The organism is Pantoea cypripedii (assembly GCF_011395035.1).
Lineage (GTDB): Bacteria > Pseudomonadota > Gammaproteobacteria > Enterobacterales > Enterobacteriaceae > Pantoea > Pantoea cypripedii_A.
Window position 1 is genome coordinate 487,475 of the sequence record NZ_CP024768.1, and the last position, 14,436, is coordinate 501,910.

Here is a 14,436-nt window from a genome sequence, read left to right on the forward strand (position 1 = left end):
AATGTTCTATTTTTGCTGTGGTTTTAACGTGCTGAAGCGGCAGAAAAACCTCGTAAGCGCAGCGAAAGTCAGCTGGTAGCAAAAAATTTGCTTTTTTTAAGGTTAACCAACTGAAATATGGTCCAAATGTGGGAAGAGTGACCGGGTTATCCAAAACGTTTTGGAAACCATCAACAGAAAGTTCCGGTTTATGGATTTAGCGATGAATGTAAACCAAATGTCACACAGAATGCTTTACCACAAAGAGTGGAAGTCACAGGGTATCTGCTGCGAATTTACACATTTTTCGCATAATGCTTTCGTTAATCAATGCACATGTTCAAACGCTATGAAAGCCTAATGTTAAGAAGGTTGAATCATTCGGCGTGACTTGTATCACATTCGGTTAATTGTCCATAACGAACTCTTCCGATAAGATTTTACGCATGGAACCGATTCCTTAATAGCGGAAGTGATTGATGTATTTGGCTCTATTAAAGGAACGATGGTCACGCAAGTAATGACTTTGTTTGATAAATCAACTGGCCACTGAGTAATTTTTAGCACCCGTGTGTCGCTGAGTGTCATCAAGACCTGAGTGATTGATTAATACAGGGAACAGGTAAGAGTAAATTTGATGAGTAAGAATCAAGGGAAACTTTGGCAACGTATTAAAGTGATAATGGCAAAATTCCTGCTCGCCTGGTTAGGTATTTGGCTGGCGGCCATTTTGTTGTTTTCCTTTTTGCCGGTACCTTTCTCCGCTGTGATGGTGCAACGACAGATCGGCGCCTGGCTGAGCGGCAATTTTGACTATGTGGCGCATTCTGATTGGGTCAGCATGGATGAGATCTCTCCGTGGATGGCGCTGGCGGTTATTGCCTCTGAAGACCAAAAATTCCCGGTTCACTGGGGATTTGATGTGCAAGCGATCCAGTCGGTACTCGATAACGAAGGGGATGAACGCATGCGAGGGGCATCTACACTTTCACAGCAGACGGCAAAAAACCTGTTCCTGTGGGATGGGCGCAGCTGGGTGCGAAAAGGTCTGGAAGCCGGGCTAACGGTGGGGATTGAAACCGTATGGACCAAGCGCCGTATTCTGACGGTCTATCTGAATATCGCCGAGTTGGGCAATGGGGTATTCGGTGTGGAGGAGGCGTCACAGCGTTATTTTCACAAACCGGCCAGCCGTCTGACGATGTCGGAAGCTGCCCTGCTGGCCGCCGTTCTGCCCAATCCGATTCGTTTCCGCGCCGACGCGCCCTCAGGTTATATTCGTCAGCGCCAGCAATGGATTATGCGACAGATGCGCCAGCTGGGTGGGGAAGGTTTTCTTAATCGCTACAAATTGCACTAAGGCGATTAATCTTCGTCGAAACCCGCTTCGAACAATTCGATCACCGCAGCCAGTGCCTGAGTCTCTTCCGGGCCGCTGGCTTCGATCTCAATATGACCCCCTTTGGCGGAATCCAGCATCAGCAGCGCGATGACACTGCTGGCTTCGGCTTCCGTTCCGGCCTCATTGCGTAGCAACACTTCAGCGTCGAAACTCTGCACCAGCTCGAACAACTTCATGGCCGGGCGGGCGTGCATTCCCAGCTTATTACGAATCTCAACGGTCTGCTTCACGGTCATGATTTGCGTTTTTCCAGGGTGCGATGACGGGACTGCACATTTTTACCACGCGAGCGGAAATAATCGGCCAGCTGTTCGGCAATGTAGACCGAGCGATGCTTACCACCGGTACAGCCAATGGCGACGGTGAGGTAACTGCGATTATTGGTTTCCAGCATCGGCAGCCACAGCTCAAGGTAGCTGCGCGTTTGGTAGATAAAGTTATGCACTTCAGTATGGCGATCGAGAAACGCTGCCACCGGGCGATCCAGGCCGGTCATCGGACGCAGTTTCGGATCCCAGTGCGGGTTAGGCAGAAAACGCACATCAAAGACATAATCGGCATCGATTGGAATGCCATGTTTGAAGCCAAAGGACTCAAACACCATGGTCAGTTCGCGTTCACGTTTACCCAGCAGACGGGTACGCAGCATCTCTGCCAGCTCATGCACCGACATCTCTGAGGTGTCGATGATCAGATCGGCGCGTGAACGCAGCGGCTCCAGCAGATCGCTCTCCTCATCAATGGCGCTCTCCAGTGACAGGTTCTTACTGGAAAGCGGATGCAGGCGGCGGGTATCGCTGTAGCGACGAATCAGCGTGTTGCGATCGGCGTCGAGAAACAACAGCTGCGGCGCAAAGGAGTCCGGCAGATTATTGAGGGCTGTTTCAAAAATTTCCGGCGATTCGGGCATGTTCCGCACGTCAATACTGACGGCGGCTGAGATATTGCGTTCGGTTAACGTATTTGCCAGTTCGGGTAGCAGCACCACCGGCAGATTATCGACACAGTAAAACCCCATGTCCTCAAGTGCACGTAACGCGACTGATTTTCCTGAGCCTGACCGACCGCTAACGATCATCAGCACCATCACATTTCTCCCGTTTTAAACCGGCACCCTGGCCGGTAAAAGTGTCTGTCGCTTAAGGATGGTCGTCCTGCGCTTCTGTGATAATGGCATAGAGTTCTTCATCGCTTTGTGCCGCGCGCAGGCGACGACAGACGGTTTTATCTGCCAGGCGTTTTGCGACCAGCGACAGCGTATGCAGATGGGTTTTACACTGGTCTGCCGGCACCAGTAGCGCAAACAGCAGGTCTACCGGCTGATTGTCGACGGCATCAAAGGCGATCGGCTGATCGAGGCTGATAAACACGCCTACAGCGCGCAGGGTGTCCTCCTCCAGCTTGCCATGTGGAATAGCAATGCCGTTGCCAATACCGGTACTCCCCATACGTTCACGGGTGAGGATTGCTTCGAAAAGCGTCTGGTGAGGCAGATTGAGCTGCTTAGCTGCCAGCTCGCTGATAATTTCCAGCGCACGTTTTTTACTCTGGCAGTGTACGCCGCTGCGGGTGCAGTCCAGCGTGAGGACCGAGCTCAATTCCAGTGTCAGATCGTTGTTCATCATCGTTTCACTTGCGAGTTCACATAGCCGCGACGAGTACCCACTTTAACCCGTTAACGGGGAAAATGCAGGTTCTCCTGTTGGCGCTTGCGCAGATGACAAAACGGGGCGGTCAGCCCGCCCCATTCTGTGCTCTGAGTGCTGAACCAGCCAGCACTCTGCAAGCGTGAAGGTTAGTGTTTTTTCAGTTTGTCTTTATGTTTGGTCAACTGACGGGAAAGCTTGTCGATCAATCCGTCAATGGCCGCGTACATATCTTCCGCTTCCGATGTCGCGTGCAACTCCCCGCCGTTCACATGCAAGGTCGCATCAGCAATCTGCGTTACCTTCTCCACTTTCAGAACAATATAGACCTGATTGATACGATCAAAATAGTGTTCCAGTTTGGCAAATTTGCTATTTACAAACTCGCGCAGCGGTTCGGTAATCTCTACATTCAGTCCGGTAAGGTTTATCTGCATAGGTCTTCCTTCTCAATACATTCAAACCAGCTGCTTACGCTGGTTCGAGGGCGGGATGGACAAAGACTCGCGATACTTAGCAACCGTACGGCGGGCCACCATGATGCCCTGTTCAGATAACATGGAGGTCAGTTTGCTGTCGCTCAAGGGTTTTGCGGGGTTTTCCGCAGAGATCAATTTTTTCACCAGTGCACGTATCGCCGTGGAAGAGGCTTCGCCACCGCCTTCGGTGTTCACATGGCTGGAGAAAAAATATTTAAGTTCAAAGATGCCACGCGGGCTATGTAAATACTTCTGCGTGGTCACGCGGGAGATTGTCGATTCATGCATATCAACGGCCTGGGCGATATCCGCCAGCACCATCGGGCGCATATACTCCTCGCCTTGCTCAAAGAACGCTTGCTGCTGCTCGACAATACAACGCGTTACTTTCAGCAGCGTGTCATTTCGGCTCTCCAGGCTCTTAATCAGCCACCTGGCTTCCTGTAAGTTGCTGCGGATAAACTGGCTGTCGCTGTCGTTACGCGCGGCGCCGCCCATCGCGGCATAATGCTGGTTGATTTTAAGACGCGGCACGCTGTCGGCATTCAGCTCGACCGTCCAGCGTGTGCCGGTTTTGCGCACCAGCACATCAGGGATGACATACTCCGGTTCGCTGGTGTTCACTGACTGGCCCGGACGCGGATCGAGCGACTGAATCAATACCATGGCGTCTTTCAGCACATCTTCTTTCAGACGCGTCACCCGCATCAGACTGCGGAAATCATGATTGGCCAGCAGGTCGAGATGTTCGCTAACGATAAGCCGCGCTTCTGCCAGCATCGGTGTGTCGCTGGCATATTGTGACAGCTGGACCAGCAAACAATCACGTAAATCGCGTGCACCGACACCAACCGGGTCAAAACGCTGCACGCGTTTCAGCACCGCTTCCACTTCGTCCAGCGTCAGCTCATCATCGCCAATGCTGTCGCAGATATCCTGCAACGTCACGGTGAGATAACCGGTATCGTCAATGGCATCGACAATCGAGGTAGCAATGGCGCGATCGGTATCGGTGAAAGGCGTTAGCTCGACCTGCCACATCAGGTAGTCCTGCAATGACTGCGTCGTCTCCCCCTGGTACACCGGCAATTCATCATCCTGATAATCGGTCCCGGTGCCTGAAGGTGTACCGGCGGTGTAGATCTCATCCCAGGTGGCATCGAGCGGCAACTCTTCCGGCATGTCCTTCTGCTCAAGCGCTTCGCGTGTGTCGAGCGCTTCGCTCTCCTGATATTCGCGCGCGTCTACTTCTTCATGGACTTCTGATTGTTCAAGCAATGGATTGCTTTCCAGCGCCAGTTGTAATTCCTGCTGGAGTTCAAGCGTAGAGAGTTGCAGCAAGCGAATTGCCTGCTGCAACTGTGGTGTCATCGCCAGCTGTTGGCTGAGCCTGAGTTGCAAACCTTGCTTCATAATCCGGATTGAATTTCCTAAGCAAACGTCGGAGGTTACGACACCTTATCAGAGTCTGAACTCTTCGCCCAAATAAACACGCTTAACCTGCTCATCTGCAAGTATTTCATCGGGAGTACCGTGGGCAATCAAATGCCCCTGGCTGACGATGTAAGCGCGTTCACAAACGGCAAGGGTTTCGCGCACGTTGTGGTCGGTGATCAACACGCCCAGCCCGCTATCGCGCAAATGTTCAATGATCTTCTTGATATCAATAACGGAAATGGGATCGACACCGGCAAAAGGTTCATCCAGCAGAATGAATTTAGGGTTGGCGGCCAGCGCTCGGGCAATCTCCACACGGCGGCGTTCACCACCGGAGAGTGCCTGGCCCATGCTGTCACGCAGATGCTCAATGTGGAACTCTTCCATCAATTCATTAGCACGATCCTGGCGCTGTTCTTCGCTGAGATCTTCACGGACCTGCAATACCGCCATCAGATTGTCGTAAACGCTCAGGCGACGGAAAATCGATGCTTCCTGCGGCAGATAACCAATGCCACGGCGTGCACGTGCATGCAGTGGCAGGAGACTGATGTCTTCATCATCAATCACGATGCGACCGGCATCACGTGGGACAATACCCACCACCATGTAGAAGGTGGTGGTTTTACCCGCTCCGTTGGGACCCAGCAGACCGACGATTTCGCCGGATTTCACCTGCAGGCTAACGTCTTCTACCACGCGGCGGCCTTTATAGGCTTTCGCCAGGTTTTCAGCGATCAGTGTGGCCATAGAAATTAGTTACTCTTCTTTTGGCTCTGAGATGAACCGTTTTTATCCTGCAACTGCGACGGCACCAGCACGGTGGTCACGCGTTTGCTCTGGCCCTGACTGAAGGCCTGCATTTTCTGCTCTTTCACCAGATAGGTGATGCGATCGCCTTTGATGTTGCTATCCAGCTGCTCAATGTAAGCATTGCCGGTCAGCTCAACAAAGTCATTGGCCAGTTCGTAGTGCAGCTTGGCAGCATGGCCTTGTACCGGCTTACCGCTATCCTGCATTTGATAGAAAGTGGCGGGATTGCCCCAGGCATCAACGATGGTTTTTTTGCTGTCGCCGCCCGGACGCGTTACCACCACTTTATCAGCGGTGATTTTAATCGACCCCTGGGTCACGATCACATTGCCGGTGAAGGTGGCGACATTGCCTTGCAGATCCAGCGCCTGGTTTTCTGAAACGATATTAACGGGCTTGTCCGAGTCTCCTGTTAATGCCAGAGCGGGCAGACTGGTGGCTAACAGAGCGCTGACCAACAGTAACTTAAGGCTGTTTTTGTTCATTTTGGATTTCATAGGAGGATTTGACCTTTTCAATCAACTCGGCATTTTTTGTCCGTAAGTTGCCGCGCATCTTCATGCCAGTAGAGTTAAAACTGCGGCCATAAAGGGTGACCTGATCGTCCGAAGTAACATCCTGGGTAACCAGATTGACTACCGCATTATCCGTTTTGATGCGCTGTAACTCGGAATCCTGCGTCAGGGTGTTGACTTCAACGTGGCCGTATAGATAAAGCATACGATCTTTGGTGAGCTTTGCCTTATCCGAGCGAACAGACCAGGTTGGAATTTTGTTCACGTCATAGGTGGTCATCACCGGATTATCGAACCAGCTCAGTTGATCGGCATCAAAGTAGGTAACTTTATCCGAAATCAGCTTGTAGGCCAGCGCACCATCGGGATTGTATACCACGGTGTGGGAAGTCGAACTGGTATAGGTCGGCTCCTGATCGTTGGTGGCAACCGGTGTTTTGCTCTCATCCTGGTTGGTAAGATTCCAGCCGATCAGCACCAGAGCGATTAAGGCCAGAATCAGCGTTATCCAACGCCTGCTTTTACTCATACTGATTGCCCTTTGGCATCCTCAAATTTATTCTGCGCCATTAAGATCAGATCGCAAAGTTCACGTACTGCACCGCGGCCACCGGCAATGCGGGTGACGTAATGCGCGCGCGGCAGCAGAATCGGGTGCGCATCGGCGACAGCGACACTGAGACCGACTCGCGCCATAACCGGCCAGTCGATCAGGTCATCACCGATATACGCAACCTGTTCGGCAGATAATGACAGTTTATCCAGGAGTTCGCGCCAGGCCAAAAGCTTATCCGATTGTCCCTGGTAAAGATGCGTAATGCCGAGGGTTTTGCAGCGATCTGCCATCAGTCTGGCATTGCGGCCGGTAATAATAGCCACTTCGATGCCTGAGGTCAGCAGGCAACGAATGCCATAACCATCGCGTACATTAAAGGCTTTCAATTCTTCGCCGCTGTTGCCCATGTAAATCAGGCCGTCTGACATCACACCATCAACGTCACAAATCAGCAGGCGGATTTGCGCCGCCCGCGCCATGACTTCTGCGCTCACCGGACCATAGCAGGTTTCCACTGCGGGTGTTTCAACACTCATGTTCTTTTCCTGTTCAGACCACGCCGGCGCGCAGCATGTCATGCATATGTACCACACCGAGCAGGCGATCGTCATCGGCCACCAGCAATGCAGTGATGTTTTTGTTTTGCATCAGGTTAAGGGCATCCACCGCCAGCAGATTGGGGCGAACACGGATACCACCACGGGTCATCACATCCTGAATGCGGGCTGACTGGAAATCGATACCCATATCAAACACCCGACGTAAGTCACCGTCGGTGAAGATACCTTCAATTTTCATCAGGTCATCGACGATCACCGTCAGACCGAGATTTTTCCGCGTGATCTCCAGTAACGCATCGCGTAAAGAGGCATCCCGTGTGACATGAGGGATCTCGTCGCCGCTGTGCATGATGTCACTGACATGCAGTAACAGTTTACGTCCCAATGCGCCACCTGGATGGGACAACGCAAAATCTTCCGGCGTAAAGCCGCGCGCTTCCAGTAGCGCCACTGCCAGCGCATCCCCCATCACCAGAGTGGCTGTGGTGCTGGTGGTGGGTGCCAGACCGAGCGGGCAGGCTTCCTGAGGGACCTTCACGCAAAGATGTACATCGGCGGCCCGGCCCATCGCGCTGTCGGCACGGCTGGTGATGCAAATCAGCTGAACTTTCTGGCGTTTCAGCACCGGTACCAGCGCGAGGATCTCGTTGGATTCACCGCTGTTCGAAATGGCAATCACCACATCGTTGGTGCTGACCATGCCGAGGTCACCGTGGCTGGCTTCAGCAGGATGAACAAAGAATGCGGGTGTCCCGGTGCTGGCGAAGGTCGCGGCCATCTTTTTGCCAATATGGCCTGACTTGCCCATCCCCATCACCACGACTTTACCCCGACAGGCAAAGATCATTTTGCAGGCGCGTGAGAAGTCGTCATTAATATATTGATCGAGTTGTTCCAGGCCTTCACGCTCAATACGCAGCACCGCTCTGCCTGCCTGTTGAAAGTCAAAATCCGGTTGCTGATGTGACATACTCAGTCTGTCCTTTATTAACCTGTGATAAACATGGGGCTAAGCCACAGCCAGCACACCCACACGATAAATCCTGCTAACAACAACGTACCCGCCGCCCGGCCAATTCGGCGTCTGCGTTGCAGGCACAACAGGGCGAACAGCACGCTAACCCCCAACATCACCCAGTAATCACGGGCAAAAGCATGGGGATCAATGCTGCCCGGATGAACTAACGCGGGCAGGCCCAGCACAATGGCCAGGTTAAAAATATTGGCACCGATCAGATTGCCGATGGCGATATCATCCTCGCCTTTCATCGCGCCAGCGATAACGGTGGCCAATTCTGGCAGGCTGGTGCCTACGGCGATTAACGTCAGCCCCATCACCAGTTCACTCACGCCGAAGTAATCGGCAAATACGGTCGCGTTATCAATCACCATGCGGGTCGACATCGGCAGGATCAGCAGTGCAACGGCGAGCCACAGGAAGGCCACGGTGTTGCCGCTCTCGTCACGTGGCAGTTCCGCCAATTGTTCGCGCGTTAAGGTGTCGTTATTTTCACGCTCGGCCCGGCGTGCGATGCGGATCGCTATCAGCAGATAGCCCAGTGCAATCAGCAGCCATGCCACGCCATCGAGGCGACTGAGATAATTATCAAACAACATAATACCGCTCAGCAATGAGACCAGCAGCATTAACGGGAGTTCGCGGCGAATCAGCCTGGAATGGACGGTTAAAGGATGCAGCAGGGCCGCTCCGCCGAGGATTAACAGAATATTGGTGATGTTCGAACCCAGCGCGGTGCCGACTGCCAGGTCCATCTGTCCGTGCTGCGCTGCTGAGAAAGAAACGATCAATTCAGGAAGCGAAGTGCCGATGCTGACCACAGTCATGCCAATGATTAATGGCGGTATGCCAAAGGATCGACTGAGGATCGCGGCACTGAATACTAATCGGTCAGCGCCGTAAGCCAGTAAAATCAATCCAATGAACAGCAGGGCAGTGGCTACGAACATGAAAAATCCTTGATGGCCAGATGTGTCGGCACGCCTTGCCCGACGGGTATAAACATTAGCGCATTGAAACAGGCGCTGATTTTGACTGTCTGAGAGGCAAAAGTAAATTTTAAGGCTATTTTCGCCAAACCAGGTGGGTAAGTTTCTGTAAAACTCTCGTGCATCGTGGACTTACAGGCTACCATCCCGGGATACGATAACGCCCGATCCCCATTAAGAGGTAAAGATGATCCAGCAGCAAACGAATCTGGTTGAGGTTCGTGGCGTAAGCTTTTCGCGCGGAGATCGCACCATCTTCGACGACATTTCATTAACTGTGCCTGCCGGTAAAGTGACCGCCATTATGGGGCCTTCTGGCATTGGTAAAACCACGTTATTGCGCCTGATTGGCGGCCAGCTGCAACCCGATAAAGGTGAAATCTGGTTCCGGGACGAAAATATTCCCTCACTTTCGCGCCGCAGATTGTATGAAGTGCGTAAAAAAATGAGCATGTTGTTCCAGTCCGGTGCACTTTTTACCGATCTTAGCGTCTTTGATAACGTGGCCTGGCCGCTACGGGAACATACGCAACTCCCGCCAGCGCTGTTGCACAGTACGGTGATGATGAAGCTGGAAGCGGTTGGGTTGCGTGGTGCTGCACAACTCAAACCTGCGGAACTCTCCGGTGGTATGGCGCGCCGTGCGGCGCTGGCGCGTGCCATCGCGCTGGAACCAGACCTGATCATGTTTGACGAACCCTTTGTCGGCCAGGATCCGATTACCATGGGCGTGCTGGTAAAATTGATCGACGAGTTGAATCACGCGCTGGGGGTCACCTGCATCGTGGTTTCGCACGATGTGCCAGAGGTCTTGAGCATTGCCGATCATGCCTATATTGTTGCCGGGCAAAAAATTATTGCTCAGGGTAGCGCGCCTGAATTGCGGACTAACCCCGATCCACGCGTGCGCCAGTTTATTGAGGGTCATGCGGATGGCCCGGTGCCGTTCCGCTTTCCGGCCGGGGATTATCTGGCCGATCTGACCCACGCAGGGAGAACCTAAGCTGATGTTGTTAAAGGCGCTGGCGTCACTTGGACGTCAGGGGATTAACACCTGTGCGGCATTTGGCCGGGCAGGGATGATGCTGTTTCATGCGCTGGTGGGTAAACCGGCGTTTCGCAAACATGCGCCGTTGCTGATCAAGCAACTCTACAGCGTGGGCGTGATGTCCCTGCTGATCATTATGGTCTCCGGGTTGTTTATCGGTATGGTGCTTGGGTTGCAGGGCTATCTGGTCCTGACCACCTACAGCGCGGAAACCAGCCTCGGCATGTTAGTGGCGCTGTCACTGCTGCGCGAACTTGGCCCGGTGGTCACCGCGCTGTTGTTTGCCGGGCGTGCCGGTTCGGCGCTGACCGCAGAAATTGGCCTGATGAAAGCCACAGAGCAACTTTCCAGCATGGAAATGATGGCGGTTGACCCCTTGCGACGCGTGGTGTCACCACGCTTCTGGGCCGGTTTCATCAGTATGCCGCTGCTGGCGCTGATTTTTACAGCGGTGGGGATTGCCGGTGGCGCGCTGGTTGGGGTGAGCTGGAAAGGCATCGATCCTGGCTTCTTCTGGTCAGCGATGCAGAACGCGGTGGATTTCCGTACTGATGTCCTCAACTGCATTATCAAAAGCGCAGTCTTCGCCATTACGGTGACATGGATTGCGCTGTTCAACGGTTATGATGCTATCCCCACGTCGGAGGGGATCAGCCGGGCGACGACGCGTACCGTGGTACATGCTTCACTGGCGGTACTCGGTTTGGATTTTGTGCTGACAGCACTGATGTTTGGGAAATGATGCAATGCAAAGCAAGAAAAACGAAATTTGGGTAGGCGTCTTCATGCTGCTGGCTCTGCTGGCGCTGCTGTTTCTCAGCCTGCGTGTTGCTGACCTGAAATCGCTGGGTACTGAACCCACATGGAAGCTGTATGCCACTTTCGATAACATCGGCGGCCTGAAAGTGAGCTCGCCGGTCAAGATTGGCGGCGTAGTGATTGGCCGGGTGACCGATATTTCGCTGGATGACAAAACCCTGTCGCCACGTGTCACCATGGACATCAGCGACCAATACGCAAACAAAATACCGGACACCAGCTCACTGGCGATTCGTACCCAGGGATTACTGGGTGAACAGTTCCTGGCGCTCAATCTTGGCTTTGATGACCCGGATTTGGGTTCGTCTATGCTGAAAGATGGCGGTACGCTGCGTGATACCAAATCAGCGATGGTGCTGGAAGATTTGATTGGCCAGTTCCTTTACAAGAGCGGCGACAACAAAAACGATAACAAACAACAGGGTGCGGAGAGCGCGCCTGCAGCAACTGAATAACCCCAGAGGTAAAACACGATGTTTAAACGTTTACTGATGATTGCCATGCTGGCCATCGTTCCACTGGCCGCTACGGCAGCGGACCAGAGCAATCCTTATAAACTGATGGATGAAGCCGCGGCAAAAACCTTCACCCGACTGAAGAACGAGCAACCTAAGATCAAGCAGAATCCTGACTATTTGCGCGATATCGTGCGTCAGGAACTGCTGCCCTACGTGCAGATCAAATATGCGGGTGCGCTGGTGTTAGGTCGCTACTACCGTGATGCGACACCGGCACAGCGTGATGCTTACTTCGCGGCATTTGGCGATTATCTGGCCCAGGCATACGGCCAGGCGCTGGCTCTTTACCACGGTCAGACTTATCAAATTCAGCCCGAACAGCCGATCGGCGATGCCGATATTGTGGCCATCCGTGTCACCATCCTCGATCCGAACGGTCGCCCGCCGGTGCGCCTTGATTTCCAGTGGCGTAAAAACAGCCGTACCGGTAACTGGCAAGCCTACGACATGGTGGCCGAAGGCATCAGCATGATCACCACCAAACAGAATGAGTGGGGCGATTTGCTGCGCACCAAAGGTATCGATGGTCTGACTGCTCAGCTGAAAGCATCAGCGGCTCAGCCAATCTCTCTGGATAAGCAGCAATAATGAGCGAACCGTTACGCTGGCAGCGTACTGCCAGCACGCTGGCCCTGAGCGGCAAGCTGGACCGTGATACCTTGTTGTCCTTGTGGCATGAGCGGGAAACGGCAATGGTTGATATTGATACCATTGATGTGGCAGCCCTCGACAGGGTGGACTCGGCAGGACTGGCGTTGCTGGTTCATTTGCGTGAGATTGCCCGGGCGCAGGGCAGCACGCCGCTCTTTAGCGGCATCACGGATAAACTTCAGTCACTGATTACGCTGTATAACCTGCAGCAGATTATTGTTTCTGCGGAAAAAATAGCCTGATCATTGCCCTTAATGATAAAGCCCCTGATTTATTCAGGGGCTTTTGCGTATTTAAGAGTCAGGCGCTTTCCTCTAAGATGTCTGCCTTATTATTATCAACTTGAAGCAAAGAGCGATGGAAAATAGTGAAGTTCAGGCGGTGCTGATGCAGGCGTTGCCATTAGAAGAAGTGCATGTTCTCAGCAACGACGGTAGCCACTTTCAGGTGATTGCGGTCGGTGAGATGTTCGGTGAGCTGAGCCGGGTTAAAAAGCAGCAGGCTGTGTATGCGCCACTGATGGAATACATTGCGGATAATCGCATTCATGCGGTTTCCATAAAGACTTATACTCCTGCCGAGTGGGCGCGCGATCGTAAACTTAACGGTTTCTAAGCGCACTGCTGTGGTGCTCCCGCGCAGGCGGGCTTGTTTGATTGATAATTGAGAACCGTGTTAATGGACAAATTTCGTGTGCAAGGCCCCACCCGTTTAAGTGGTGAAGTGACCATTTCCGGGGCGAAGAACGCTGCGCTGCCTATTCTGTTTGCAGCATTGCTGGCAGAAGAGCCGGTAGAGATTCAGAATGTGCCGAAACTGCGTGACATCGACACCACCATGAAGCTGCTGAGCCAGCTGGGTGCGCAGGTTGAGCGTAATGGTTCGGTGCATGTTGATGCGCGCGAAGTTAATGTCTTCTGCGCGCCTTATGACCTGGTGAAAACCATGCGTGCTTCGATCTGGGCGCTGGGGCCACTGGTTGCGCGTTTTGGTCAGGGGCAGGTTTCGCTGCCGGGTGGTTGTGCCATTGGCGCGCGTCCGGTTGATCTGCACATCACCGGCCTTGAGCAGCTGGGTGCGGAGATCAAACTGGAAGAGGGTTATGTCAAAGCCTCGGTTGATGGCCGTCTGAAAGGCGCGCATATCGTGATGGACAAAGTGAGCGTAGGTGCCACGGTGACCATCATGAGTGCGGCAACGCTGGCGACCGGCACCACCATTATTGAAAACGCAGCGCGTGAGCCGGAAATCGTTGATACAGCGAACTTCCTCAACACCCTGGGTGCAAAAATCAGCGGTGCCGGTACCGACAAAATCACCATCGAAGGCGTAGAACGTCTGGGTGGCGGTGTCTATCGTGTCCTGCCAGACCGTATCGAAACCGGTACTTTCCTCGTTGCTGCCGCGATTTCGCGTGGCAAAGTGGTCTGCCGCAATACTCAGCCTGATACCCTGGATGCGGTACTGGCGAAACTGCGTGATGCGGGTGCAGATATTGAAACCGGTGAAGACTGGATTAGCCTTGATATGCACGGCAAGCGGCCAAAAGCGGTCAACGTGCGCACGGCTCCGCATCCGGGCTTCCCGACCGATATGCAGGCGCAATTCACGCTGCTTAACCTGGTGGCCGAAGGCACTGGCGTCATCACCGAAACTATCTTCGAAAACCGCTTTATGCATATCCCTGAGCTGATTCGTATGGGAGCGCATGCGGAGATCGAAAGCAACACCGCAATTTGTCACGGTGTGGACAAGTTATCGGGAGCGCAGGTCATGGCGACCGATTTACGCGCATCAGCCAGCCTGGTTCTGGCGGGTTGTATTGCGGAAGGCACCACGCTGGTCGATCGTATTTACCACATCGATCGTGGTTACGAGCACATTGAAGATAAGCTGAAAGCCATGGGCGCAAATATCGAGCGTATCAGCGGCGAATAATCCTCTTCTTCCCGGCTCCAATAAGAAAACCAGCCCATCCTGCGGCTGGTTTTTTTTGGGCTACACGA

19 protein-coding genes are annotated in these 14,436 nt (G+C 53.2%); 8 read left to right on the forward strand and 11 right to left on the reverse strand.

The window, feature by feature from the left end; translation table 11 throughout:
- Nucleotides 1-616: 616 nt before the first annotated feature.
- Nucleotides 617-1,339: a monofunctional biosynthetic peptidoglycan transglycosylase gene (mtgA, locus tag CUN67_RS02175; RefSeq protein ID WP_208713820.1), complete on the forward strand. Its 723-nt coding sequence runs from the start codon at nt 617-619 to the stop codon at nt 1,337-1,339.
- A 5-nt stretch (nt 1,340-1,344) separates the two neighbouring features.
- Here mtgA and npr read toward each other — a convergent pair whose 3' ends face one another.
- The 11 genes from npr to CUN67_RS02230 all read right to left on the reverse strand — a co-directional run bounded on the left by npr (nt 1,345) and on the right by CUN67_RS02230 (nt 9,355).
- Nucleotides 1,345-1,617, reverse strand: a complete 273-nt coding sequence (gene npr / locus CUN67_RS02180) for a PTS phosphocarrier protein NPr (protein WP_013507653.1) — start codon at nt 1,615-1,617, stop codon at nt 1,345-1,347.
- Nucleotides 1,614-2,468 carry an RNase adapter RapZ gene (gene rapZ, locus CUN67_RS02185; RefSeq protein WP_208713821.1) on the reverse strand — a complete coding sequence of 285 codons (855 nt, stop codon included), beginning with the start codon at nt 2,466-2,468 and terminating at the stop codon, nt 1,614-1,616. The genes npr and rapZ overlap by 4 nt, the downstream gene beginning before the upstream one ends.
- Before the next feature lie 52 nt (nt 2,469-2,520).
- Complete coding sequence (gene ptsN / locus CUN67_RS02190; RefSeq protein WP_208617305.1) at nt 2,521-3,003, reverse strand: PTS IIA-like nitrogen regulatory protein PtsN; 483 nt, start codon at nt 3,001-3,003, stop codon at nt 2,521-2,523.
- Between the two features lie 173 nt (nt 3,004-3,176).
- Nucleotides 3,177-3,464 carry a ribosome hibernation promoting factor gene (gene hpf, locus CUN67_RS02195; RefSeq protein ID WP_013507656.1) on the reverse strand — a complete coding sequence of 96 codons (288 nt, stop codon included), beginning with the start codon at nt 3,462-3,464 and terminating at the stop codon, nt 3,177-3,179.
- A gap of 21 nt (nt 3,465-3,485) precedes the next feature.
- Nucleotides 3,486-4,919, reverse strand: a complete 1,434-nt coding sequence (rpoN, locus tag CUN67_RS02200) for an RNA polymerase factor sigma-54 (protein WP_208713822.1) — start codon at nt 4,917-4,919, stop codon at nt 3,486-3,488.
- A gap of 48 nt (nt 4,920-4,967) precedes the next feature.
- Nucleotides 4,968-5,693 carry an LPS export ABC transporter ATP-binding protein gene (gene lptB / locus CUN67_RS02205; RefSeq protein WP_208713823.1) on the reverse strand — a complete coding sequence of 242 codons (726 nt, stop codon included), beginning with the start codon at nt 5,691-5,693 and terminating at the stop codon, nt 4,968-4,970.
- Between the two features lie 5 nt (nt 5,694-5,698).
- Nucleotides 5,699-6,253, reverse strand: a complete 555-nt coding sequence (gene lptA, locus CUN67_RS02210) for a lipopolysaccharide ABC transporter substrate-binding protein LptA (RefSeq protein WP_084872162.1) — start codon at nt 6,251-6,253, stop codon at nt 5,699-5,701.
- A complete protein-coding gene (gene lptC, locus CUN67_RS02215) occupies nt 6,222-6,800 on the reverse strand; it encodes an LPS export ABC transporter periplasmic protein LptC (protein WP_208713824.1) in 579 nt (192 codons plus the stop codon). The genes lptA and lptC overlap by 32 nt, the downstream gene beginning before the upstream one ends.
- Nucleotides 6,797-7,363 carry a 3-deoxy-manno-octulosonate-8-phosphatase KdsC gene (gene kdsC / locus CUN67_RS02220; RefSeq protein ID WP_208713825.1) on the reverse strand — a complete coding sequence of 189 codons (567 nt, stop codon included), beginning with the start codon at nt 7,361-7,363 and terminating at the stop codon, nt 6,797-6,799. Before kdsC ends, lptC begins: the two co-directional genes overlap by 4 nt.
- A gap of 13 nt (nt 7,364-7,376) precedes the next feature.
- On the reverse strand, nt 7,377-8,357 hold the full coding sequence (gene kdsD, locus CUN67_RS02225; protein ID WP_208713826.1) for an arabinose-5-phosphate isomerase KdsD: 981 nt from the start codon (nt 8,355-8,357) through the stop codon (nt 7,377-7,379).
- Between the two features lie 17 nt (nt 8,358-8,374).
- Nucleotides 8,375-9,355: a calcium/sodium antiporter gene (locus CUN67_RS02230; RefSeq protein ID WP_208713827.1), complete on the reverse strand. Its 981-nt coding sequence runs from the start codon at nt 9,353-9,355 to the stop codon at nt 8,375-8,377.
- 226 nt (nt 9,356-9,581) lie between these two features.
- Here CUN67_RS02230 and mlaF point away from each other — a divergent pair, with 226 nt between their 5' ends.
- From mlaF to murA, 7 genes are all read left to right on the forward strand, one after another.
- Nucleotides 9,582-10,397: a phospholipid ABC transporter ATP-binding protein MlaF gene (gene mlaF, locus CUN67_RS02235; RefSeq protein ID WP_208713828.1), complete on the forward strand. Its 816-nt coding sequence runs from the start codon at nt 9,582-9,584 to the stop codon at nt 10,395-10,397.
- A gap of 4 nt (nt 10,398-10,401) precedes the next feature.
- On the forward strand, nt 10,402-11,184 hold the full coding sequence (gene mlaE, locus CUN67_RS02240) for a lipid asymmetry maintenance ABC transporter permease subunit MlaE (protein ID WP_208713829.1): 783 nt from the start codon (nt 10,402-10,404) through the stop codon (nt 11,182-11,184).
- Nucleotides 11,185-11,188: 4 nt separating this feature from the next.
- Complete coding sequence (gene mlaD, locus CUN67_RS02245; RefSeq protein WP_084872179.1) at nt 11,189-11,716, forward strand: outer membrane lipid asymmetry maintenance protein MlaD; 528 nt, start codon at nt 11,189-11,191, stop codon at nt 11,714-11,716.
- Between the two features lie 18 nt (nt 11,717-11,734).
- Nucleotides 11,735-12,367: a phospholipid-binding protein MlaC gene (gene mlaC / locus CUN67_RS02250; protein WP_208713830.1), complete on the forward strand. Its 633-nt coding sequence runs from the start codon at nt 11,735-11,737 to the stop codon at nt 12,365-12,367.
- Nucleotides 12,367-12,672: a lipid asymmetry maintenance protein MlaB gene (gene mlaB / locus CUN67_RS02255; RefSeq protein ID WP_208713831.1), complete on the forward strand. Its 306-nt coding sequence runs from the start codon at nt 12,367-12,369 to the stop codon at nt 12,670-12,672. The genes mlaC and mlaB overlap by 1 nt, the downstream gene beginning before the upstream one ends.
- A 115-nt stretch (nt 12,673-12,787) precedes the next feature.
- Nucleotides 12,788-13,045: a BolA family iron metabolism protein IbaG gene (gene ibaG, locus CUN67_RS02260; RefSeq protein ID WP_007886637.1), complete on the forward strand. Its 258-nt coding sequence runs from the start codon at nt 12,788-12,790 to the stop codon at nt 13,043-13,045.
- Between the two features lie 63 nt (nt 13,046-13,108).
- Nucleotides 13,109-14,368: a UDP-N-acetylglucosamine 1-carboxyvinyltransferase gene (murA, locus tag CUN67_RS02265; RefSeq protein ID WP_208713832.1), complete on the forward strand. Its 1,260-nt coding sequence runs from the start codon at nt 13,109-13,111 to the stop codon at nt 14,366-14,368.
- The last annotated feature ends 68 nt before the right edge of the window (nt 14,369-14,436 follow it).